This window comes from Paraliobacillus zengyii (genome assembly GCF_003268595.1).
Classification (GTDB): Bacteria; Bacillota; Bacilli; order Bacillales; family Amphibacillaceae; genus Paraliobacillus_A; species Paraliobacillus_A zengyii.
The window spans coordinates 589,973-613,444 of record NZ_CP029797.1 but is presented as its reverse complement, the minus strand read 5'-3'; the positions used below and the strand labels follow the sequence as shown (position 1 = coordinate 613,444).

The window sequence follows — 23,472 nt, the reverse complement described above, 5'->3', positions numbered from 1 at the left end:
ATTTAAGAGAACTAGAGCAGCTATTAAAATTAAACATACAGAAGGCTACAGACAATTGTGCAAGTAGCCTTCCCATTTTTATCGTTTTTTAATTTCTGCTAAAATTATTTTGTTTACCATTGGCGGATTTGCTTGTCCTTTTGTTTCTTTCATTACTTGTCCAACCAAGAATCCAATTGCTTTATCTTTACCATTTTTATAATCGATAATCGATTGTTCATTCTTGTCGAGCAATGCAGATATAATCTCTGTTAATTGCCCTTCATCTGAGATTTGAACAAGTCCCTTATCTTTGACGATTTTTTCTGGTTCTCCACCATTTTCAACAAGTTCAGCAAATACTTTTTTCGCGATTTTAGAAGAAATTGTGCCATCTTCAATTAACTTAATCATCTTCGCTAAACTCTCTGGTGTTAAAGCTAAATCATGTAACGCTTTTTGTTGTTTGTTCATATAAGCGGAAAGTTCGCCCATAATCCAATTGGAAGCTTGTTTAACATCAGCATCTGCAGCAATTGTTGACTCAAAGAAATCAGACATTTCCTTTGTGCTAGTAAGTACCATTGCATCATATGCAGGTAATTCTAATGTTTCAATATAACGTAATCTTCTAGCATCTGGTAACTCTGGAATTTCGGCACGAATTCGCTCTTTCCAAGCATCATCAATATAAAGTGGTACAAGGTCTGGTTCAGGGAAATAACGGTAATCATCTGATCCTTCCTTCACACGCATTAAGATTGTTTCTTTTGTTTGTTCATCATAACGACGCGTTTCTTGCAGGATTTCTCCACCAGCAAGCAATACTTCCTGTTGACGTTTTTCCTCAAATTCTAATCCTTTTTGAACAAAAGAAAAAGAGTTTAAGTTTTTCAATTCTGTTTTTACACCAAATTCTTCTTGTCCAATTGGTCGAATTGATATATTCGCATCACAACGAAGTGATCCTTCTTCCATTTTACAATCTGAAACGCCAGTATATTGAATAATATTTTTTATTTTCTCAAGGTAAGCATATGCTTCTGCTGGAGAACGAAGATCCGGTTCTGAAACAATCTCTACTAATGGCGTTCCTTGTCTGTTGTAATCAACAAGTGAATAACCGTCATTATTATGTGTTAATTTTCCAGCATCTTCTTCTAAATGAAGACGCGTTATGCCAATACGTTTTTTCTTACCTTCCACTTCAATTTCTATCCAACCATTTTCTCCAATTGGCTGGTCGAATTGAGAGATTTGGTAGGCTTTCGGATTATCCGGGTAAAAATAATTTTTACGGTCAAATTTTGTATTGGTCGCAACATCACAATTGATTGCCATAGAAGCTTTCATTGCATAATTTACCGCTTGCTCATTTAATACAGGTAATACACCTGGATATCCCAAATCAATTGGATTAATGTTTTCATTTGCTTCTGCACCAAAATGATTAAAACTAGGGCTAAAAATCTTTGAATCTGTTTTTAATTCGACATGGACTTCAAGGCCAATTACTGTTTCGAAATTCATTATTTAGCACCTCCCAATTCCGGGCGTTTTTTATGATGATCAGTTGCTTGTTCAAACGCGTAAGCTGTACGATAAATGGTAGACTCGTCAAAGTGTTTACCAATTATTTGTAAGCCGATTGGTAATCCTTCACTGGAGAAACCACACGGAAGTGACATTCCGGGAACACCTGCTAAGTTAACAGGAATTGTTAAAATATCATTCGCATACATTGTTAACGGATCATCAATTTTTTCGCCTACTTTAAATGCTGGTGTTGGCGTTGTTGGTCCAACGATGATGTCATAATCTTCAAATACTTTTTCGAAATCATTTTTAATTAATGTACGTACTTTTTGCGCCTTTTTATAGTATGCATCATAGTAACCAGAGCTAAGTGCAAACGTACCGAGCATAATACGACGTTTCACTTCATCTCCAAATCCTTCACTACGAGACAGCTTGTACATATCAATCATATTTGTTGCTTTCTCTGAACGAACACCGTAACGTACGCCATCAAATCGCGCCAAGTTTGCCGAAGCTTCAGATGATGAAAGTAAATAATAAGCTGCAACTGCATATTGAGAGTGTGGTAACGAAACTTCTTCCCAAGTCGCACCAAGATCTTCATAAACTTTTAATGCTTGTAGGACAGCTTCTTTCACTTCTGGTGCTACACCCTCTTGTAGGTATTCTTTTGGTACAGCAATTTTCAATCCTTTTACATCTTGTTTGATTGCATCACTATAATTTGGAATCTCGACATTTGCTGATGTTGAATCCATAGGATCTTGTCCAACAATTGCTTGTAATAAATGTGCATTATCTTCAACAGTTCTTGTAATTGGTCCAATTTGATCTAAAGAGGATGCAAATGCAACTAATCCAAAACGTGACACAAGTCCATAAGTTGGTTTTAACCCGACAACACCACAAAATGCTGCAGGCTGACGAATCGAACCACCTGTATCTGAACCTAGTGAGAAAAACACTTCACGGGCCGCCACTGCTGCAGCTGAACCACCACTAGAGCCACCTGGGACATAATCTGTGTTCCATGGATTACGAGTCGGTGCATAGCTAGAGTTCTCATTTGATGAACCCATCGCAAATTCGTCCATATTTAACTTACCAATTACAACTGTATTTTCAGCTTCTAGCTTATCAACCACAGTTGCATTATATAATGGATCATCAAAGTTATCTAAAATTTGACTAGCACATGTTGTACGAAGTCCTTTCGTCACCATATTGTCTTTTACACCTAGTGGCATACCAAACAATGGATTTGAAGCTTCGTCCACTTGTCCATCTAATTCTTTTGCTTTTGCACGTGCCGCTTCTTCATTCAATGTTAAAAATGCTTTTACCTTGTCGTCCACAGCGTTAATACGCTCATAAGACGCGGAAACGAGATCACTGACTGTAATCTCCTTACTATGTAGCTTATCTTGTAATTCTTTTAATGTATAATCAAACAGGGACATAATCTGTAAACCTCCTTATTCTAATATGGAAGGGACGCGAAATTGACCTTCTTGTTGGTCAGGTGCATTTTTTAGTGCATCTTCTTTTTCGATCCATTTTCTTGGCTCATCTTTGCGCATCACATTTTTCAAATCTAATACGTGTGTTGTCGGTTCAACATTCTCTGTATCTAAATCGTTTAATAGTTCGGCATAGCTAATAATATCTCCGAGCTGTTTCGTCATTTTCTCTACTTCTTCTTCTGATATTGCTAAACGTGCTAAGTTTGCCACGTGTCTTACTTCTTCTTTAGATATTTCTGCCATTCTTTTCACCTCCACATTTATTTCCGTGATTATATTCGTAGACTAACAATACTTATGATAATAGCAAAAAAAGGACTGTATTAGCAACTATTGATTTACTAACTTACTATTTCCTTATCGGATTTTAATCATAAATATGAACAGTCGGTTCCTCTTCGCCAGCCTTACGGAAAATCAAGCTCTCCTGATTGTCACTTGCCGTTATATTAATCTCTAAATCGTAGTGGTTTTGAAAACCATCCATTACAAGCCCATAAGCATATTGGGTAAATCCAATTACCTCCGCTTTACCTTTAAATTGAATTGGGACTTCTAACGTGAGTTTTTGCAATTGTTCATCAATATAGAATCCTTCCCCGATTACACCAACATAGTTCGGAAAATATTCAGCAATGTCTTTTTCAAAGTCGTCTAAGTTTGCTGTTGTATCTGGATCTTTTTCAGTGGCTTCAGTGGAAGGAAATAAAATATATTCCTCATCAATAGATTCCCAATCCCCAACAGAATTGCTACCATTATCTACAGTTGCTGTTGCGACAAAATTCCCAGGTACTAATGCATCACGTGATTCTTCTCGATATACAGCTAACATAATCGGCACTTCTTCTAACCCTTCTATTTCTCGTACTCTTGTAACCACTTCTTTTGCTATCCGATTTGCTTCAGATAACATTTTATCCATACTAATATCTTCGTAATAATAAAGGCCATCCTCTGTTTCAAATCGGTAATTTGATTTCATCGCTATTCCAATTGAAATCCCAGCGAGTTGAACAGCATTATCTTCTGTTTTGACTAAATAGTCTTGTTCTAGAATATGGGATAAATATTTTGGGTTTTCTCGTTCCTCTTTTAATATTTGTTCTGGATCTCGGTCTTCTTCATTTACGGGAAGATCAATTTCAGGATTTAGACCGAGTGGATTCCCATTACTGTCATCTTCTTCAGAATAACGTTCTAACCAATTATAGACAACATCTGACGTGATCTTTTGCCCTTCTTGAAAAAAGTAATCATCAGGATCGTAAACATTCGTTGAGTGTCTTCGTAATCCTTCCTCAAACGAATCAATGTCTAAACGATTGGCAATTTGATTGACAATTACTCCTCGAGATTGACTTAGTTTATAAGGTAACAACACTTGATAATCTTGATCTGATACACTGTAGCTTGGAATAATCGCTGTTTCCTGACCTGTATCATCTAAGGTATTATCATCAACAACTTCATCTTCTTGATTATCAAATGAAGGAGCACAACTTGTTAAAAACAATAGGAGTAATAACAAGAGTACGCTAAAACCTTTTTTATTCATTAAGCATGTCATCCTCTCTCAGTTGTTTGGGTTATATATCAAGCGCATCAATTAACTGTTGCTCTTCCCAAACTTCTATATCTAACTTTCTAGCTTTATCCAATTTAGATCCAGCTTCTGATCCTGCAATGAGTAGGTCCGTCTTTTTACTAACACTTCCTGTCACATTGCCACCTAAAGCTTCAATTTTTTCTTTTGCTTCTGGACGTGTCAGTTGCTCCATTTTTCCTGTCAGAACAATTGTCTTTCCACTAAAAATCGAATCCTCAGCTTGCTGTGTCTTTTTCGGTCCTAGGTAATTCATATTCAATCCTAATAGCTTTAACTGTTCGACCAATTCTTTTACATGATCTTCTGAAAAATATCGAACAATCGAATCAGCCATTTTTTCACCAATTTCGTTCACTGCAACTAAATCATCATACGTAGCCGCTACTAAATTATCGATCGTCTCAAATTCAATTGCTAATGTTTTCGCAGCTTTTGCCCCAACAAAACGTATTCCTAAACCAAACAACAGTTTCTCAAGTGAATTACCTTTTGATACTTCGATTGCACGTAACAAATTATCAACTGACTTCTCACCCATTCGTTCTAATTCTAGTAAGGAATCACGCTCTAGTCGATAGATATCAGAAATTTTATCAACTAAATCCGCATCAAAAAGTTGCTCAATAACTTTTTCTCCTAAACCATCAATATTCATGGCGTTACGCGAAACAAAGTGCGTCAATCCTTCTTTTACTTGTGCCGGACAACTAGGATTTATACACCTTAGTGCAACTTCTTCCTCAAGCCTAACTAACTCACTTTCACATGCAGGACAATGTGTAGGCATCTCATAAGGAATTTCTTCCCCATTTCGTTTGTCAGTTAAGACACGCACAACCTCTGGGATAATATCTCCGGCTTTTTTAATTACAACTGTATCATCAATTCGAATGTCTTTATCACGAATAAAATCTGCATTGTGTAAGGAAGCACGCTGTACAGTTGTACCTGCAACTTTAACTGCATCAAGAATAGCAGTAGGCGTAATAACCCCAGTTCTTCCAACACTTAATTCGATATCTGTAAGCTTAGTGACAACTTCTTCCGCTGGAAACTTATAAGCAATTGCCCAACGTGGCCCTTTAGCTGTATTACCAAGTATATCTTGATATGCAAGATTATCCACTTTCACTACAATGCCATCTATGTCATAAGATAAGTTCTCACGATTTTGAACCCAACCTTCTACATAAGCAATCACTTCATCAATATTTTGGCATTTCCGCCATTCTGGGTTTGTTTGTAAACCTAATGAAGCTAAATAATTTAACCGTTCACTATGTGTCGTAAGTGTACCAGACTCCCATTGTCCAACCGCATAAAGGAAAACATCAAGGCTACGTTTAGAAGCAATTTTAGAATCTAATTGTCTTAAAGAACCCGCTGCCGCATTACGTGGATTCGCAAACGGTTCCTCTCCATTTTCTTCTTTTTGCGCATTTAAGGCAAGAAAAGATTTCTGTGGCATAAATGCTTCTCCACGAACTTCAATTGTACTTTTCTCTGCAATTTTTAATGGAATGTTTCGAATCGTTTTTAGATTATGTGTAATATCCTCGCCCGTTTCACCATCTCCTCGAGTAGCTCCCAGAGTGAAAATACCTTCTTCATAGCGAAGAGATACGGCTAACCCATCAATTTTCAACTCACAAACATACGTGACCGCCTCTATATCTAAGCCTTCACGGATACGTCGATCAAAATCTTTTAGATCTGTATCACTAAACGCATTAGCTAAACTAAGCATTGGTACATTATGTTGCACCTTTTTAAAACCCTCTAGAGGTTTTCCACCAACTCGGTGTGTGGGTGAATCTGGTGTAACAAGTGCGGGAAATTCTTCCTCTAATCGATGCAACTGTTGCATTTTTTTATCATATTCCGCATCTGGAACAGTCGGATTATCTAAGACATGATAGTCATAATTATACTTTTCTAATGTCTGACGTAATGCTTTTATCTCTTGATCAGCTTTTGCTTGATCCATCTGACATCCACCTCAATTTAATCTTTTGTAATCGGAGCAAACTTCGCTAATAATCGCTTAATACCAGTTGGTGATGGAAATGCGATATCTAATTCCATTGATTCACCTTCACCGGTAACTTTCACAACGGTTCCTTGACCCCATTTTTTGTGGTTAGCTTTGTCACCAACTTGCCATCCAACCTTTTCTCCACCCGTCGTTGTTTTTTGTGCTGCTTTTTTAACAGCCAACTTGGATGGTGCAGCAAATGGATTTGGTTTTTGGAGATTGGAATTGATAGAAGGCGATTTGGACATTTGTTCTTTCACTTCTTCCATACCTTCTAACAATACTTCTGGAATCTCTCTAATGAATCGACTAATTGGATTCATATTGGTTCTGCCATATAAGGTTCGCATCTGAGCATGTGAAATGTGTAGTATCTTTTCCGCTCTTGTAATTCCTACATAGGCTAAACGACGTTCTTCTTCCATCTCATCTTCATCAAGAATAGAACGACTATGTGGGAAGACGTTCTCTTCCATGCCTACTAAGAATACAATCGGGAACTCTAGTCCCTTGGCAGCGTGCAAAGTCATTAGTGTTACTTTATTATCTGCAAATGGATCATCATCTACTCGGTCAATATCAGCAACTAAGGCTAAATCAGTTAAGAAAGCAAGTAATGTCTTATCTTCACTATTTTCCTCAAAATGTTTAGTAACCGTTTTGAACTCTTCTAAGTTCTCAAGACGACTTTGTGCTTCAATGCTACGCTCATTCTGAAGCATTGTCTCGTACCCTGTCTTTGTTATCACTTCTTCCACCATATCCGTTGCAGTTAAAAACTCTTGCTGTTGTGTCCAATTTCTTATTAATGCTCCAAAGTTCGCTAACTCTTTTGCAGCTTTACCACTAACACCAGCAAAGTCAACTTCTTGTACTGCAGTGTATAAAGAAATGTCATGTTCAGCTGCATAGGCTTGAAGCTTATCCAAAGATGTTTTACCAACACCACGCTTCGGCTCATTTGCCACTCTTACAAAACTAAGGTCATCATCAGGATTCGATATTAAACGTAAGTATGCAAGCATGTCTTTAATTTCTTTTCGATCATAGAACTTAGTTCCGCCAACAATTTGATAAGGAATATTTGCTTTAACAAACGTTTCCTCGACGGATCTAGACTGAGCATTTGTTCGATAAAGAATGGCTATATCACGATAGTTATATTCATTAGATTGTACATACTCTTCCGCCTTGCCAGCCACATATAACCCTTCATATTGTTCTGTTGCCGCTTTATAATAATTTATTTTCGAGCCCTCTGTATTATCTGTCCATAGTTTCTTCGCCTTACGTCCAGGATTATTTTCAATCACACGATTAGCTGCTTCTAAAATTGATTGTGTCGAACGGTAATTTTGCTCAAGTATAACGACTCTAGCACTTGGATAATCCTTTTCAAAAGAAAGGATATTCGCAATATCTGCTCCACGCCAGCCATAGATAGATTGATCAGAATCACCTACTACGCATAAGTTTTGATAGCGTGATGCTAACTGTTTTACTAAAGAATATTGTGCATGGTTTGTATCTTGATACTCATCCACATGAACATATTGAAACCGTCGCTGGTAATATTCCAACACTTCTGGTAATCGTTTAAACAATACAATTGTCTGCATGATTAAATCATCAAAATCAAGTGATTGGTTTTTCATCAGTCGTCTTTGATACGATTCGTAAACCGTTGCTATTTGTTGTTGATAGAAATCTCCTGCTTCTGCTTTATACCCTTCAGGTGTAATTAAACTATTCTTTGCTGAACTAATTGCATTCAACATAGCTCGCGGTTCGAATTTTTTTGGATCGATATTCTTTTCTTTTAAGATGTTCTTTATTACAGTTAATTGATCCCCACTGTCTAAGATTGAAAAGCTTCTACTGTAACCAATTCGATCAATATCTCTGCGCAATATCCGTACACACATTGAGTGAAAAGTAGATACCCATATTTGATCTGCTTCTGGTCCAACTAGTCGGGAGATCCGCTCTTTCATTTCTCTTGCTGCTTTATTTGTAAAGGTAATCGCCAAAACGCTTCTAGGAGAAATTTCTTTTTCATCTAACAAATAAGCGATTCGATGTGTTAGGACTCTCGTTTTACCACTTCCCGCACCTGCCATTATGAGTAATGGACCATCTGTATGACGAACAGCATCCTGTTGTGGTTTATTTAATCCATTAAGTAATTTTTCCATTGCTTTGCTCATTAGTCCACCGCCTTTATCCTTCTTTTACTGCCTCAACTGTTTGTAACGCTTCTTCAAAATTTTCATATATACTATTTCCTACAACAATGACATCCGCGCAAGTCGCCATTTCTTTTGCCTGCTGTTTATTCTTTATCCCACCACCGTAGAATAATTGTGTAGCGTTCAATTGTTGTTTCACTTGCCTCACTAATTCTGGATCACCGTATGTACCGCTATATTCTAAATAAAAAATTGGCAAATGAAGCATGTGTTCAACCATTTGTGCATAAGCTATTACATCTCCTGCATCTGGGAGCTTACAATTAGCAAGATTGTATGCTTTTGCTTCCGGATTTAAAATACAATATCCTTCCGCCACAATTTCGTTCCAGTTCAACATATTTCCAAAATCTTTAATTGCTTGATGCTGAATGTCCATCATCCATTTTTTATCCTGACTATTTAACACCATTGGAATATAATAAAAGTCAAAACCAGGTGTAATTGCATCCATTGAAGAGACTTCTAAAATGCAAGGTACTGAAAACCTGCGAATCTGACTTAATAGTTGTAATACACCATCTAAAGTAACCCCATCTGTTCCACCAACGATTATTGCATCTGTTCCTGATTGACAAATTTTCGTTACTTCTTCGTTAGTAATTTCTTTATTAGGGTCTAATTTGAAAATATGTTTCCATTCTTTCCTATTATACAAAGTATTAGCCTCCATCCACTACTAATCCATTATTTCATTATACCAAAAATCCTACAAAATTCAGTAAGATATCTGAATCATTTTAAAAAAGGTCGTTTTTCATGAGAATCTATCTATCCCGACATTTAAATGGCAACATAGTGGCGAATAGTGACTTAAAAAGAAAATAGAATATAATAGAAAAAAGCTAGCCACTTAGGCTAGCTTTTTCTATTTATTATCGGCTGGAAATACGAGTCCAAACTGTCCTCTTGCTTCTTCTAAAATAGTCGCCGTTATTAGTGTATTTTCATACGTATTAATTGAGGATTCTAATTCATTGTTTTTTATTGCATCAATAAAAGCCTTTGCTTCATAATACATGGCATTGTCTTTTTGTGGTCGCGAGATATCTTCGACAGTTCCATCATTCCATTTTATTTCTACTTTGGTAGGGTGATTAATATTGTCAATTATGATTGCGCCTTGTTCACCTTGAATTTCAGATGGCAGATAAGAATTTGTAACCTTAGAATACATTACTGAACCATTTAGTTCATCATAATCAAACAGGGCACTTCCTTGTCCATCAACACCTGATTCAAGCATATAAGCATTAGCATGAACTTTTTTTGGCTTGCCAAAGAGGGTTACCATAGGATAAATACAATAGATTCCTATATCCATTAGAGAACCATTAGAGAATTCAGGCTTAAACGCATTCATGACGTTTCCTTCTTTATATGCATCATAACGTGATGAATACTGACAGTAGCTCGCAAAATAGCGACGAACTGGCCCTATCTTGTCCAAGTTTTCTTTAACTGCTTGAAAGTTGGGCAAAAAGATTGATTTAATTGCTTCCATTAGCAATACACCGTTTCGCTTTGCTGTATCAATTAATTCTTTAACTTCAGTTGCATTTGATGCTATTGCTTTTTCCACAATCACATGTTTACCTGCATTCATCGCTTCAATCGCTTGTCCTGCATGCATAACATTTGGGCTTGCTATGTACACTGCATCCATTTGATCATTTTGCAGAAAACGATCCATATCTGTAAATATTGTTTCTACAGAGAACTTGTCTGCGAATTGCTTTGCCTTATCCTCTGTGCGAGAATAAACTGCAACTAGCTCAAAATCCTCCACATCTAACGCAGCATTAATAAAACTTTCTGTTATCCAATTTGTCCCGATAATTCCGAATCTAACCATATATTTTTACCTCCTATAAAATTAATATCTATGACTCCTCTTGTTCTTCTAGACGTCCAAGTACCATTTGATAACCGTCATTACCATAATTAAGGCAACGCTTCACACGCGAAATCGTGGTTGTTGATGCGCTCGACTCTTCAACAATAGCATGATACGTATGGCCTTCTTTTAACATTTTTGCTACTTGTAACCTTTGGGAAAAGGATTGAATCTCGCTCATTGTCGCAATATCATCAAAAAATTGATAGCATTCTTCTCGGTTTTTTAATGTTAGCATTGCATCAAATAGCTGATCCAATTGTTCACCTCTTAATTTATCGATCTGCATCGAACTATTCTCCTCCCTTTGTCTTATTCTATCTCTTCTACTGCTGATAATCCTGGATCCGTGGGAATCACATTAATCCAAGTCTGACCAGAAACTAACCCAACTTCTTCTCCATCACGAACCGGTATAATTCGTCCATCCTGGTTCTTCCATTGGATTTTTTGAAGTTTTCCTTTTTGTAAAAGATATGCATTTCCACCTGAATCTAAATCTATCTCGCGGCGTCCAGCATCATCAACCACTTCATGATTTGTCTCGATAATAAAGACATTGTCTAGCTCTACAGGTTCATCTGTATTTAACTCAAGTGTTTGTTCTTCCCCATTATAACGTAAATAGGCTTCTGATTCCGAATTATACACATAACGAACTGGTGTTGATGTGTAATTGAAAGATACCTCTGTAACCTCAGTTCCTCCAATTTCAGTAGTTTCTTCTTCTTCTAAAAATCTTAGAGACTCATACTCCATACTTGTTTGGTACCCTTTTTCTTCTGCAACATCATAAACAGCTCCAAATTGCAAATAAGAGTTGTGCGGTGCAACACGGAAAGACTCCCGTTTAAATAAATTACCATCATCATCATAATAAGCACCATTCAAATACTCAGCGGCACCATCTGCTAGCATATCTTCTATAAAGTTTGCTGCACCATGATAAACATAGAGCGCACCATAGTCATCTGCCGTATTAAAATAATAAGGACGCGCACTTCTTACTGGTCCGACAACCTCTGGCTGTTGACTTTGAAAGAGAGCCATTAGTCTTGTAATGTCACCCTCAGCCAAAATTTCAAACACAACATCTGCTTGGGATAAACCAGTCTGCGGTCGGGCTGATGGATGATTATTGATCATGACAGCGACAATTCGATTATCAACTGCTTCTTCTGTCCTTTCTCCAGTAAGCGGATATACATTTGGTAACGCTGGTTCTGATTCTCCTACTGGTTCTTCAACTTCCGGATCTGAATCAGTCTGCTCTGTTTCATTTGAACAAGCGACCAATAATAACGGAATTAAAAATATTAATAATAGCATTAACTTCTTTTTCATTTGTCACACACCTTTTCTATTTGAGGATTGATTTTTATCTGCAGTTCTTCTCCATAATTATAGCAAAAGTATGTCCAACTATCATCGCTCTTTTAATTTATCATTAAACAACATTGACATACATTACTGATTTACTTTACGCAAAAGGAGTAACATGACAAACGAAATAGCTACAATGGAAATAACCCACGCCCATGCAAGTTGCATTTGATTTGATTCAAACGCCACATAAATAGCCAGTGGAATGGTCTGGGTCTTTCCAGGAATATTACCAGCAAACATTACAGTCGCACCGAATTCTCCCAATGCACGTGCAAAACTTAAAATAAAGCCTGCAATAATCGGTTTATAGCATAGTGGTAAAGAAACAAAACGAAAAACGTGCCATTCGTTTCCACCGTCGACTTGAGCAGCATCTTCTATATCTCGATCAATCGATTGAAACCCTAGCTTAACAGTTTGATACATTAAAGGAAACGCGACAACTATAGCGGCAATAATAGCGGCAGTTATCGTAAATATAATGGACTGCCCACTAAAAAAGTGAATAATTTCCCCAATCCAACCATTACGTCCGAAAAGTATAATTAATAAAAAACCTATTACAGTCGGTGGTAATACAATCGGCAATAATAGCATCGTTTCTATTAATAATTTAGCTGGTAAACGCTTTTTCGTCATTAACCATGCCATTGTTATTCCAGTAATAACGACAAATAACGTGGCAACAAATGCTACAATTATAGAGAGTTGTATTGGTTGCCAAAATGTCATATTCAATCGTTTTCGCTCCCTACTGAACGAAATCCATATTCTTTAAATATAGTCGTTGCCTGTTCTGATGTTAAAAAATCATAAAATAAGATTGCTTCTGGTCCATGGGCTGTATCTTTCACAACCCCAGCAGGATAAGCAATTCTGTCATGATCAGCTTGATCTGCTACCGCTACAATCTCTACTAAATCCGACTGTATTGCATCTGTCTGATAAACAATCCCTGCATCGACATTATTTGTCTCGACATACTGTAAAACTTGACGAACATCTTTAGCAGGTATTAGTTTATCTTTTTCAGATAACGTCTGATACAATCCTAACTGCTCTAACGTTTGTTTCGCGTATGCGCCAGCCGGGACACTTTCAGGTGTGCCAATTGCGATCTTTTTCACATCTGTTTCTAATAAATCTTCAAAGGAGGTAATAGTAGAATTAGCTTCTTTATTCGCAATCAATACCAAGCTATTCTCAACAATAGTCTGGTAATATCTATCATCTATTAAATTCTTCTCTAGTAAATAAATTAATTTATCTTCTGCCGCTGAAATAAATAGATCAGTCGGTGCACCTTGTTCAATTTGTTGTTGTAAAGCACCAGATGAACCCAAATTCAGTTGGATTTGAATGTTTGTATGGTCTTCTTCAAAAACTGTTACTAGTTCATCCATTACATCTGTCAAACTAGCAGCCGCTGAAATAGTTAACTCTACTTTTTCCTCATTGCTACCTTTTGAATTTTGCACACATGCTGTTGTTAATATAAGTAGGCTACCAATTAGCAAACACAATATTTGTTTTTTTTGCATTTTTCTCTTCCTTCCCTTCATTCTAGCACAGACGTCCATTCTATATTTTGTTATAATAACATAAGAGGTGATCAACATGACTGAATTTTCTCATTTTAATTCAGAAGGTAGAGCAAAAATGGTCGATATAACGGATAAACAGGAAACGACTCGTACTGCTGTTAGTCAGTCACGCGTAATTGTTAATCAAGAAATTTATCAAAAAATAACACAGCACGCATTTGCTAAGGGTGATGTACTTGCCGTTGCTCAAGTTGCTGGTATTATGGCAGCAAAGCAAACTTCAACGATCATTCCAATGTGTCATCCCTTACCTTTAAGTGGTGTAAATATAAGCTTTAGTTGGGAAAGCCAAGATAACGATAAACAGTCCCTTATTATCGAGGTAGAAGTCAAAACAAAAGGAAGCACAGGCGTGGAAATGGAGGCACTCACCGCCGCCTCTGTGACAGGTTTAACTGTGTATGACATGTGTAAAGCAGTAGATAAAGGAATGATACTAGGTCCAACATTCTTGTTAACAAAAACTGGCGGAAAAAGCGGCGATTATCAACGATAAATAGCCTTATTTTTTTATCTCTGTTATGACATGGATCAACTCAGGTAAAACTAATCGCTCCATAGCAAGTTTAACCGCTCCAGTTGATCCTGGCATTGCAAATATGGCTGTATCTCGTGCTACTCCTGCTGTTGCACGAGATAATATCGCAGCAGATCCAATATCATATTGATAGCTTAAATAACGGAATAATTCACCAAACCCTGGCAATTCCTTCTCTAAAACGCTTTGTACAACTTCTATTGTGACATCACGCTTCGCAATACCTGTCCCTCCATTTAATAAAATAGCTTCAACTTGTACATCTGCTAACCCCTGTTGGATCGCTTTATTAATCTCTTCTTTTTCATCTTTTACAATCACGTAATCTTGTAGCAGGTGATCATTTTCTTCGAGAAATCCCTTAATAGCTTGTCCACTTTTATCCGTTTCTTTATCTCGCGTATCACTCACTGTTATAACCATACAGCGAACATTTTTAATTTTATCATTATCAAGATGTGTCATAATCAGGTCCTTTCTTATTAACTCAACTTTCGTACTGTAAAACAGGCAGTTAAGCCTTAGTATATCAACGTAGTCTCATAATCCAAAATAGAAATTGACTTCACCTTCTTTGGTTATCATCCGTATGTTTGACCTGACGCACTTGAGAGAAATTCCGCCGCAAGAGGCATAAAGTTCTTACCCGCTCCTCAAATGAAATTGACTTCCTTTCCGTAGGCACGGCTTCAGCTAATTCGGTAAAGAAAAACGCTTTACCGAATGGATCTTCAGCCCGTGGGACTGCGATTACTCATCCCATCGAAAACATGTGCTGTTCCTACTGGAGTCTCGTCAATTTCATTTGATGCGCTGGATAGAGGTTAAAATAGCTTCTTGTCATAAATTTTTATTTATACTTATAACAACAGGTGCTTACAATATGCTGAGCTGATTGAAGCGTAAGGCAGTCGAATCCTGCGGGAAAAGCAAGATCTGAAGATCCACTTCGGAAAGTGCTTTTTGCTTTTCGAAGTTAGCTGAAGACTTGCCCGCGGAAAGCGACTGCCTGCAGCGGAAATCAACATTGCAGTTACGACAGATTTTATGGGTTTTCATTACTAAACATTTTTTAATCGTGTCAAGTTTTATAAGGAACACAAACCAAACTTATAACAGCCAACGTTTAGCGCTTATTTTTTAAGTGAGAAAGTTGAGTTATTAATAGAATAGTTATCTTTTATTGTAGTTGAAACACCCTGTTACGTCTATGTGACATATTCCTTTAACTGTAATTTAAAACTAGATGTTCGTTTTATCTATACGGAAACTTCTTTACAAGCTAAAATTGAAACATAAACATTGTAAGCCTTTACTCTATGTTGAAAGAAGGGTACTTACAATCAATTTGGAGGGATTCTTATGACGAAGGGATTAAAAATTGCGACAATTGGTGGCGGCTCAAGTTACACCCCAGAATTAATGGAAGGTTTTATTAATCATTATCATGAATTATCCATTCGTGAGCTTTGGTTAGTTGATATCGAAGCTGGTAAAGATAAACTAGAAATAGTTGGCGCTTTAGCAAGACGTATGGTAAAAAAGGCAGGTCTTCCAATTGAGATTCATTTAACATTAGACAGGGAAGAAGCATTAAAAGGTGCTGATTTTGTTACGACACAATTTCGCGTTGGTTTACTAGAAGCACGTGCAAAAGACGAACGCATTCCAATGAAATACGGTGTACTTGGTCAAGAAACCAACGGCCCCGGCGGCTTATTTAAAGGATTACGCACCATCCCGGTGATTCTTGAAATTTGTAAGGACATCGAACGACTATGTCCGAATGCATGGTTGATTAACTTTACTAACCCAGCGGGAATGGTGACAGAAGCCGTTCTTCGTTATTCTAACATTACCAAAATTGTTGGCCTGTGCAATGTACCTATTGGTATGGAGATGGGTATTGCTAAATTATTAGATGTAGATCATTCTCGTATTCATATCGATTTCGCTGGACTTAATCATATGGTTTACGGATTAGATGTCTATGTAGATGGAAAAAGTGTTAAAAAAGAAGTAATTGACTTATTATCAAATCCAGAGAATAGTAGCTTTGTGAAAAACATTGAGGGCTTAGGCTGGGAACCAGAATTCATTAAAAGTCTTGATGCCTTAACTTGTCCTTACCATAATTATTACTACAAATCGAAACAAATGCTAGAGAAAAATGTTAAGAATGCTGAAAAAGAAGGTACTCGTGCAGAAGTCGTTCAAAAATTAGAAAAAGAACTTTTTGAATTGTATAAAGATCCTGAATTAGATAGTAAACCACCACAATTACAAGAACGTGGCGGCGCCTATTATTCTGATGCAGCTGTTCGTTTAATTACTTCTATTTATAATGACAAACGAGACATCCAACCAGTAAACACTAGAAACAATGGCGCAATCGCAAGTATTCCCAATGATTCAGCTGTTGAAGTTAGCTGTGTCATTACCAAAGATGGTCCGAAACCTATTACAATGGGTGATTTGCCAGTGGCTGTCCGCGGATTAGTACAACAAATTAAATCATTTGAACGTATTTCAGCTGAAGCTGCAGTAACCGGGGATTACGATAAAGTCGTCTTAGCCCTAACTATTAATCCATTAACTCCATCAGATACAATAGCAAAGGAAATTATTGATGAAATGATGGAAGCACATAAAGAACATCTACCACAATTTTTCACAAAGGTGAATGCATAGCATTAGAAACACGCGCTAATCGATATGATTAGCGCGTTATTTTTCCTTTATGAACCAGTTATATATGCCTAGGATAAAATAATTATAAATAAAGGTTTATCTTTAAATAATCGGGGTATATATCAGAGCATATAAAAAATACTAGTTTCGAGAGGAATTATAAAAATGGAAACAAAAAAACTACCAATCTGGCAGCATATCCAATTTCGAATTATCATCGCACTAATCATTGTCTTACTGTTAAATACAACTATTTCAAATTTTATTTTAAGTTTAATTGAAATGACAAACATTAATTTAGGGATAATTGGTATTTGGATCAATAATCTAATGAACATTGTTGTCACCACAATTTTGATTGGAGGCTTTTTACGCTATTACATATTGAAGCCTATTAAAGATATGGAACAGAAAATTCAACAATTTGAAAATGGCGAACTCGATACTCGTATTCAATCGAAAGAAAATAATGAAATTGGTTTATTGGGAGGACAATTGAATAAATTATTTGCAAGTATAGAAGACTTTCAATTAAAGCAACAAGATCAAATTCATTTAGTCGAAGAAAGATCAACTAACATTTCGGAACGTGTTAATAATTTAACGGATGAGATAAAATCAATTAGTGAACATTTTGAGGATATATCAGCAACTTCCCAAGAACAATTAGGTTCTTTTGAAGAAACGACAGCAGTTGCGGATAATATGAATAATCAATTCCAAACAATTACAGACGACTTATCAAACTTAACTGATGCATTCCATCACATGAAGATGAAGACAGAGGACGGCGTAAAGCAAATTAATGATTCGTCCGAAACGATGGAGAAAATCGCTAGTAACTCTGAAAACGCGAAAAATAAAATCGTTCAACTTGCAGATGAAATTCTAAGAATAAACGAAGTTGTTACATTAATTAACGATATTTCAGAACAGACTAATTTACTTGCCTTAAATGCATCCATTGAAGCAGCACGTGCTGGAGAAAATGGAAAAGGTTTTTCAGTTGTAGCAGAGGAAGTTCGTAAGCTAGCAGAAAGATCTGTTGATGCAACAGAACAAATCACAAAAACGGTAGACCGAATTTTAGAAGATGTCCAGAACATTGCAAGTCAGTCGGAAGAACGTGCCAATAATATTAATCACGAATCAGAAAAAATATTAGAAATCAACACTAGTTTTGAGGATATTGCTTCAACAATTATGACAAACATTAAATCTATCGAAAAAGTTAATACAAACAGTCAAGATGTTTCGAAAGCAAGCCTTGAAATAACAACCACAATGGAGTACGTTACAAATAAAACAGAGGATACAACCGAAAAAATTATGCACTTAAACACAACATTGACAGACCAATTGACAAAAACAGAAGAAGTACAGCAAGAATTAGAAGCACTAAAAGCATCATTTTAATAAGGGAATCACAAAAATACTTAAGCAACATGCACAATAAAATGTGCCGCATGTTGCTTTTTTATAAAGTGAATTATACTTCAGATTTTAATTTATCAATATATTGTTTTCCTTCTAACAAAGAAAGACCTAATGTTTCTCTTGCTTTTTTAACTGCTTTTATATCTTTACCTTCTTTTATTAGTTCACGTAAATCATCATTTATCGGGTGTTCAGGTATTCCCGATTGTTTAACTAATTGATCTAATTTATATTGCATTCCTTTTATATGACCTTCCAATTTATCCACCTTACTTGATAAAGAAATTATGATAAGAATAGATATGGTTATAAGTAGATATTCCATTTATTCACTCCTCATTCAAAATAATTTCAATACCCAACAAGAAAGTCTCACAATCCAAAATTGGAGTTGACTTCACGCTTCTTTGGCAATCATCCGTGCATTTGTTCTGACGCACTTGAGAGAAACTATGCGGTAAGAGGCATAAAGTTCTTACCTGCTCCTCAAATAAAATTGACTCCCTTTCCGTAGGCACGGCTTCAGCTAAATCTTTAAAGAAAACCGTTTTACAGAATGGATCTTCAGCCCGCGCTGTTCCTACAGGAGTGTCGCCAATTTCATTTGATACGCTGGATAAAGGTTAAAATTAATATATTATCTGCTGGTCAATAAGTTTTATTGTGCTTATGACAACAGCTTCTCACATTATGCTGATTGAATGTAGCGTAAGGCAGTCGACTCCTGCGGGAAAAGCAAGATCTGAAGATCCACTTCGGAAAGCGCTTTTTGGGCCTAAGATTTGTAATGTACCCCCGAAAAAATTTTCCCGCGAAAAGCGACTGCCTGTAGCGGAAATCAACATGGCAGTTATCGCATAGTCTATGTTTATTCAGTAATAAACATCTTTTTTAAATCATGTTACATGTCAAAACTCATAACAGCCAACGTTTAGTGCTTATTTTTCAAGTGAGAAAGTTGAGTAACTTACTTATCAAATACCTTTTTCCATGCAATCCAATTGATTATAGCCAATATAATATTATAGAAATAAACGCCAAATGGGAGTAAGCTAACTAAATAGTGCATGAGCGTGAATATACCGATTAATGAGATGAGTAGAATCATGCTTCCTGTATTAATATTTTGGGCAAATGAAAAGGATTCAGAAAACGGATACTGTTGATTGTTCATTAATTTATAGCATATTAATGCATAAAGCCAGCCAGTTAAAATGATTGCTATAACATCTGGTAACAAATGAAATGAAAAAAAACCCATAAAGATACAACTAATGACCAAGATTACTGGCATATACAATTGAAATAAGAAGGCTTTTAAAGTAGCACGATAAATCGCTTTTGGTTTTAAAAACGGAAGCGTACGATAGATCCATGCTCCTTTATAACTACCTGAAAACTTTAACATATGAACAATATTCGGAATCATTAGGTTACAAAAATAAATAGTTAAATATGCATTAGGCGAATCAAGGCCGGTGCGTAGGACATTAAAGAGAATGATAAACGGCATAACAATAGAGAACCCTAGTGAAGGATAGACTTTTAGTTTAAATTCTCGTTCCTGTCGAAGCATCTTACTAGCGAAACGAAACACTGTTCGTTCTTCCTGACTACCACAGCTGAGCTTCGCTAAAAACCTTTCCCATTTTAGTCCTTTCGATCTCTTCGTTCCACTTGTTTCTAATAATTTCTGTAGATTACGTTCAAATGACGGAACTAGATATAAGTAAAGTACAATCGATAGAATTGGTATAACAAGTGCCATAATAGAAAATAAAATAGTGTACATAGATTGATTACCTGAAAGAAACCATTCAAATGGTGCCGCAAACCAAACAGGTGGTAAAAGTAAATGCCACCACTGCCAGTCAAATTGCACATTTAAATCAACGAATTCAAATGATCGAGCGACAATCTGATAACCTATCAATATTGTAACCGATAGAAAGATTTGGACATAGTTAATGAAGTCTTTTAGTTTCTCTCCATCAAAGAATCGTAAAATAAAGATGTAAAACAAGGCCGTTACTACGATAATAAATAGTGCATTCAAAATAATTTCAGCTAAAAATAGCAAAGCAAATCCAATACCTTGAACAGCACCCGCTACAATCAATGGTATCATAACAAATGATCCAGTTATTTGACTCATGTAAATGATGACATGAATTAGTTTAGCTGCACTAATTGTCTTACTGTTAATTGGCTTCGTATGTAAGATCGTTTTATCACGAACATCAAGTAATACGGTGGAAAAATCGGATATCATTGATGTCATCAAGATAAACATAAAAATGCCAAACACAATACTCATTTGAAATAAAAAATTATCATCCATCAGAATAAACGGAATTAGAATTAATCCATAAAATCCATATAAAAGTAATGACTTTACTAATGGATTTCCGTTTTCTTTTTGTTTCATATCTTGAAAAATAGTCGGTACACGTCGTTGATCCATTGTTAACTTAATCGCTAAAATTCTACGCATTACTGGATAGTTAACACCAAACAGTGGAAAGAGGCGCTTAAAACGATCTAATACTTTTAATGTAAAAAAATCACTCATATGAACGATCTCCATGTACGATTGTGATTACCTCTTTAGCGATCTCTTGATGGTTATCAAATCCCGTTAACTGATTAAAGATTTGCTCAAGTGTACCTTCCTCATTTTTCTCCTTCAATTGACCAAATGTACCGTCTGCTACAATTTTACCATCCTTTAATAAGACAATACGGTTACTTATTTTCTCAACGACATCCATAATATGAGACGAGTAAAAGATTGTTTTTCCTTCTGCAGCCAAGAGCGTCATCATCTCTTTGATAATCATCACACTATTTGCATCCAAACCATTTAATGGCTCATCAAAAAACAGTAGCTCTGGGTCATGAATGACACTTGAGATAATAAGCAGTTTCTGTTTCATACCTTTTGAAAAAGAAGAAATTCTTTGATGTAGGGAATCACGCATACCGAATTTATCTAATAACTGGATTGTTTTCACTTCTACTTCTTCCTCAGACATGCCATATAGTTGTCCGATAAACGTAACATATTCTAAAGCTGTCAAATTATCGTAAACTTCACCGCTTTCGGGAACATAGCCGATTTTCCTTTTATATGACACATCACCTTTTGCAATATCTTGACCAAAAATTTCAACCTTACCTTGGTATCCTTCTAAGAGCCCAAGGATAATTTTTACCGTTGTACTTTTACCAGCACCATTTGGACCGATATAACCAATAATTTGACCACGAAATACTTCCAAGTCAATCCCAACCAACACTTTTTTTCCGCTAAAACTCATCGTCAAATCTTCAATCTTTAGCACACTCTCATGACTGAATTCGATACGCCTCACCTTCCTATACGTTAGTATCTTTAGCTTAACATAATTTACCTTTTTAATTATTATATAATACAAAATAAACGGCTGAAAAGTTTCACCTTTTAGCCGTTCTTTATTTATTACTAAATTATCATTCTTTTCGCTCGTTTAATTGCATTTTCGCTCGATTATCATTCTTTTCGCCCGATTAATTGCATATTCGCCCGATTATCACTCTTTTCGCCTGATTAATTGCATTTTTATTAAAAATAGCCTTTGCTTCCGTAGCGGGTATAGCACGTTATGTCTAAGTTTATAGCTTTTTCAAAAAAACGCCTACAAAGTCTATACTTTGTAGACGCTACTATTCTAATTATTTCGTTGATCCGATATCTTTTCGATAGAAAAAATCATCTGTTTGATCAAACGCTTTTACATATTGATATACTTTTTCTCGGGCATCTTCTGGATTCTTTTCAACTGCTCCAACAAGTAACACACGTCCACCTGTTGAATAGAAAGATCCTGAAGATGACAACCCAGTACCTGCATGTATAACGAAACAATCTGATTCATTTGTTAAATCAGGTAGCTGGACTTCCTTTTGATAGCTACCAGGATAACCTTTTGAAGCAACAACTGTTCCAATTGCATAGCCTTTTTTCCACGTTAATTGCGGATCATCACCGTTTTTCACGTCGACTATCACTTGCATTAATTCGTTTTCTAATAAAGGTAATACAACCTGTGTTTCTGGATCACCTAACCGTGCATTAAATTCAATCACTTTAGGTCCTGCTGGTGTTTCAATTAATCCACCGTAAAGAATACCAGTAAAAGAACGTCCTTCTTCCATCATTCCTTTTGCTGTTGGTTTTAAAATATGCTCTACAGCAAAGTCCACTTTGGCTTGATCAAGATCAGGTACTGGAGAAAAAGCGCCCATACCACCAGTATTTGGCCCTTGGTCATGATCATAGGCACGTTTGTGATCTCTTGCAGGCATCATTGGATAGACGTTCTCTCCGTGGACAAAAGCCATTAAAGAGAATTCTTTACCAGCAAGAAATTCTTCAATAACAACGCGACTCCCAGCATCACCAAAACAGTTATCTACTAACATAGATTCGACAGCTTCAATTGCTTGCTCAAGCGTTGTTGCTACGACAACGCCTTTACCAGCTGCTAAACCATCTGCTTTTACAACAATAGGAGCACCTTTTTCCTCCAGATAAGCCTTGGCAGCTTCAACTTCCGTAAATGTTTGATAATCAGCTGTAGGAATATTGTGTTTTTTCATAAACGCTTTGGCAAAGTCCTTGCTCCCCTCAATTAGTGCGGCTTCTTTAGTAGGTCCGAATATTTGTAATCCTTCCGCTTCAAAAGCATTCACGACACCTTCTGTTAATGCGATCTCTGGACCAACAATTGTATAATCAATTGCGTTTTCCTTAGCAAACTTTAACAGTCCTTCGATATCATCGTCTTTAATAGGGACACAAGTTGCTTGACTCGCAATACCACCGTTTCCAGGTGCAACAAAGATATCAAGACCTTGTTTACTCTGCTTTAATTTTTGAACGATAGCATGTTCTCTTCCACCACTTCCAATAACTAAAACCTTCATTTACATCACCTCAACTA

Annotated in this window: 20 protein-coding genes; 3 read left to right on the top strand and 17 right to left on the bottom strand. The window is 36.3% G+C overall.

Going from position 1 to position 23,472, the window contains the following annotated elements; all coding sequences use genetic code 11:
* Nucleotides 1–78: 78 nt before the first annotated feature.
* The 12 genes from gatB to modA all read right to left on the bottom strand — a co-directional run bounded on the left by gatB (nt 79) and on the right by modA (nt 13,758).
* A complete protein-coding gene (gatB, locus tag DM447_RS03090; protein WP_112179852.1) occupies nt 79–1,509 on the bottom strand; it encodes an Asp-tRNA(Asn)/Glu-tRNA(Gln) amidotransferase subunit GatB in 1,431 nt (476 codons plus the stop codon).
* On the bottom strand, nt 1,509–2,978 hold the full coding sequence (gene gatA, locus DM447_RS03085; protein WP_112179851.1) for an Asp-tRNA(Asn)/Glu-tRNA(Gln) amidotransferase subunit GatA: 1,470 nt from the start codon (nt 2,976–2,978) through the stop codon (nt 1,509–1,511). The genes gatB and gatA overlap by 1 nt, the downstream gene beginning before the upstream one ends.
* A gap of 15 nt (nt 2,979–2,993) precedes the next feature.
* Complete coding sequence (gene gatC / locus DM447_RS03080; RefSeq protein WP_112179850.1) at nt 2,994–3,284, bottom strand: Asp-tRNA(Asn)/Glu-tRNA(Gln) amidotransferase subunit GatC; 291 nt, start codon at nt 3,282–3,284, stop codon at nt 2,994–2,996.
* 124 nt (nt 3,285–3,408) lie between these two features.
* Nucleotides 3,409–4,599 (bottom strand): CamS family sex pheromone protein, encoded by a 1,191-nt coding sequence (locus DM447_RS03075; protein ID WP_112179849.1) that lies wholly within the window; start codon nt 4,597–4,599, stop codon nt 3,409–3,411.
* Between the two features lie 31 nt (nt 4,600–4,630).
* Nucleotides 4,631–6,637 (bottom strand): NAD-dependent DNA ligase LigA, encoded by a 2,007-nt coding sequence (ligA, locus tag DM447_RS03070; RefSeq protein ID WP_112179848.1) that lies wholly within the window; start codon nt 6,635–6,637, stop codon nt 4,631–4,633.
* A 17-nt stretch (nt 6,638–6,654) separates the two neighbouring features.
* On the bottom strand, nt 6,655–8,892 hold the full coding sequence (gene pcrA / locus DM447_RS03065) for a DNA helicase PcrA (protein WP_112179847.1): 2,238 nt from the start codon (nt 8,890–8,892) through the stop codon (nt 6,655–6,657).
* Between the two features lie 13 nt (nt 8,893–8,905).
* Nucleotides 8,906–9,592: a heptaprenylglyceryl phosphate synthase gene (pcrB, locus tag DM447_RS03060; protein WP_112179846.1), complete on the bottom strand. Its 687-nt coding sequence runs from the start codon at nt 9,590–9,592 to the stop codon at nt 8,906–8,908.
* A gap of 210 nt (nt 9,593–9,802) precedes the next feature.
* Nucleotides 9,803–10,789, bottom strand: a complete 987-nt coding sequence (locus tag DM447_RS03055; protein ID WP_112179845.1) for a Gfo/Idh/MocA family protein — start codon at nt 10,787–10,789, stop codon at nt 9,803–9,805.
* 28 nt (nt 10,790–10,817) lie between these two features.
* Nucleotides 10,818–11,120, bottom strand: coding sequence for a YerC/YecD family TrpR-related protein (locus tag DM447_RS03050; RefSeq protein ID WP_112179844.1), 303 nt, complete (start codon nt 11,118–11,120; stop codon nt 10,818–10,820).
* A 23-nt stretch (nt 11,121–11,143) separates the two neighbouring features.
* Complete coding sequence (locus DM447_RS03045) at nt 11,144–12,175, bottom strand: DUF3048 domain-containing protein (RefSeq protein WP_112179843.1); 1,032 nt, start codon at nt 12,173–12,175, stop codon at nt 11,144–11,146.
* A gap of 123 nt (nt 12,176–12,298) precedes the next feature.
* Nucleotides 12,299–12,949 carry a molybdate ABC transporter permease subunit gene (modB, locus tag DM447_RS03040; RefSeq protein WP_198663144.1) on the bottom strand — a complete coding sequence of 217 codons (651 nt, stop codon included), beginning with the start codon at nt 12,947–12,949 and terminating at the stop codon, nt 12,299–12,301.
* A gap of 2 nt (nt 12,950–12,951) precedes the next feature.
* Nucleotides 12,952–13,758 (bottom strand): molybdate ABC transporter substrate-binding protein, encoded by an 807-nt coding sequence (gene modA / locus DM447_RS03035; protein WP_112179841.1) that lies wholly within the window; start codon nt 13,756–13,758, stop codon nt 12,952–12,954.
* A 76-nt stretch (nt 13,759–13,834) separates the two neighbouring features.
* On the opposite strand from modA, the gene moaC reads away from it, so the two are divergent.
* The gene (moaC, locus tag DM447_RS03030) at nt 13,835–14,317 is read left to right on the top strand and encodes a cyclic pyranopterin monophosphate synthase MoaC (RefSeq protein ID WP_112179840.1); all 483 of its coding nucleotides are present in this window, start codon (nt 13,835–13,837) and stop codon (nt 14,315–14,317) included.
* A gap of 6 nt (nt 14,318–14,323) precedes the next feature.
* On the opposite strand, the gene DM447_RS03025 is transcribed toward moaC, so the two are convergent.
* Complete coding sequence (locus tag DM447_RS03025) at nt 14,324–14,824, bottom strand: MogA/MoaB family molybdenum cofactor biosynthesis protein (RefSeq protein ID WP_112179839.1); 501 nt, start codon at nt 14,822–14,824, stop codon at nt 14,324–14,326.
* A gap of 897 nt (nt 14,825–15,721) precedes the next feature.
* Between DM447_RS03025 and DM447_RS03020 the strand changes: the two genes are divergently transcribed.
* Nucleotides 15,722–17,050, top strand: coding sequence for a 6-phospho-beta-glucosidase (locus tag DM447_RS03020; RefSeq protein ID WP_112179838.1), 1,329 nt, complete (start codon nt 15,722–15,724; stop codon nt 17,048–17,050).
* A gap of 165 nt (nt 17,051–17,215) precedes the next feature.
* On the top strand, nt 17,216–18,466 hold the full coding sequence (locus DM447_RS03015; protein ID WP_112179837.1) for a methyl-accepting chemotaxis protein: 1,251 nt from the start codon (nt 17,216–17,218) through the stop codon (nt 18,464–18,466).
* A 73-nt stretch (nt 18,467–18,539) separates the two neighbouring features.
* On the opposite strand, the gene DM447_RS03010 is transcribed toward DM447_RS03015, so the two are convergent.
* The 4 genes from DM447_RS03010 to purD form a co-directional block, all read right to left on the bottom strand.
* Nucleotides 18,540–18,812, bottom strand: a complete 273-nt coding sequence (locus tag DM447_RS03010; RefSeq protein ID WP_112179836.1) for a hypothetical protein — start codon at nt 18,810–18,812, stop codon at nt 18,540–18,542.
* 642 nt (nt 18,813–19,454) lie between these two features.
* Complete coding sequence (locus tag DM447_RS03005) at nt 19,455–21,059, bottom strand: hypothetical protein (RefSeq protein ID WP_112179835.1); 1,605 nt, start codon at nt 21,057–21,059, stop codon at nt 19,455–19,457.
* Nucleotides 21,052–21,807 carry an ABC transporter ATP-binding protein gene (locus DM447_RS03000; protein WP_112179834.1) on the bottom strand — a complete coding sequence of 252 codons (756 nt, stop codon included), beginning with the start codon at nt 21,805–21,807 and terminating at the stop codon, nt 21,052–21,054. The genes DM447_RS03005 and DM447_RS03000 overlap by 8 nt, the downstream gene beginning before the upstream one ends.
* Before the next feature lie 394 nt (nt 21,808–22,201).
* A complete protein-coding gene (purD, locus tag DM447_RS02995) occupies nt 22,202–23,455 on the bottom strand; it encodes a phosphoribosylamine--glycine ligase (RefSeq protein ID WP_112179833.1) in 1,254 nt (417 codons plus the stop codon).
* Between the last annotated feature and the right edge of the window lie 17 nt (nt 23,456–23,472).